At 45.5% G+C, this 1,022-nt stretch carries 1 protein-coding gene; it reads right to left on the minus strand.

Going from position 1 to position 1,022, the window contains the following annotated elements:
• Positions 1-16: 16 nt before the first annotated feature.
• Positions 17-940 (minus strand): site-specific integrase, encoded by a 924-nt coding sequence (locus CSQ86_RS09645; RefSeq protein WP_100494926.1) that lies wholly within the window; start codon positions 938-940, stop codon positions 17-19.
• Positions 941-1,022 lie beyond the last annotated feature (82 nt).

The raw sequence follows: 1,022 nt of genomic DNA on the forward strand, positions 1-1,022 counted from the left end.
AAGCAATTTGATTGTTTTATACGAGTGTGGAGAGGGCGCGCATGACGATGTCAACATCCTTGTTCTCAAGTTCGCGTATCACATGGAGATACGTGTCTTGAGTGGTGTTCATGCTTGCGTGGCCGAGTCTTTTAGACACGCTCGCTATCGAGACACCGGCAAACAACAACAATGAGGCATGGGTATGTCTCAATCCATGAATGGAAATCACAGGCACGTTGACTTTCGCACAATGCCTGGCCAGTACGCCATTTGCAGTTGAGTTGTAAACCTTCCCGTTTACAAAGATCGGCGCGTCTTCAGGCAAGTCTTTCAACAATGCGGAGAGCTGCATGATAAGTTGCCAATCAAGTTGCACCTTGCGTACTGATGATGCGTTCTTGGTAGGCACGAATCCGCCACCATTTTTGTAATCCCATGTTTTATCTACCGAAAGCGTCTGATGAACAAAGTCAAAATCGCTGGGAGTCAGACCGAGTGCTTCGGAAAAACGGAGTCCAGTTTTGGCAATAAGCAAAATTAGCCAATCCCAACTTGGTGATGTACCTAGCGAAAGATCGGCGAGCATTGCATGTAATTCAAACTGGTTGAGATATTTCGTCTTCTTTTGTTTTGGCTGTCTGCCTTTGATAACCACTTTGCGCGTGGGGTCTCGTTGTATGAGTCCTTCATCAACGGCATCTAGAATCGCTCCTTTAAGTTGATGATGGAAATCCATTGTGGTCTGACGTTCATGATGTTCCGCATAGCCATTGATGAGTTGCTGATAGTTCACTCTGTTGAACTCACAAAGTTTGAGGTCTGGTGCAAGCTTCCTCAACCATGCTTGGGTGAGCTTGTATTTTTTCATGGTGACTTCACGGATTGCGCCTTCTTTATAGACGTCAACCCATTGTTCGTAGTAATCGCAGAATAAAGTCTCTGTATCGGTGATGGCCATATGAGGTCTTCTTTCCTTCATTGGAATTCTGCTTACGCTGATGCAGGATGCATAATCAGAAAACCAAGTAGAGAAGACGCTC

It is taken from the genome of Bifidobacterium felsineum, from assembly GCF_002802915.1.
Classification (GTDB): domain Bacteria; phylum Actinomycetota; class Actinomycetes; order Actinomycetales; family Bifidobacteriaceae; genus Bifidobacterium; species Bifidobacterium felsineum.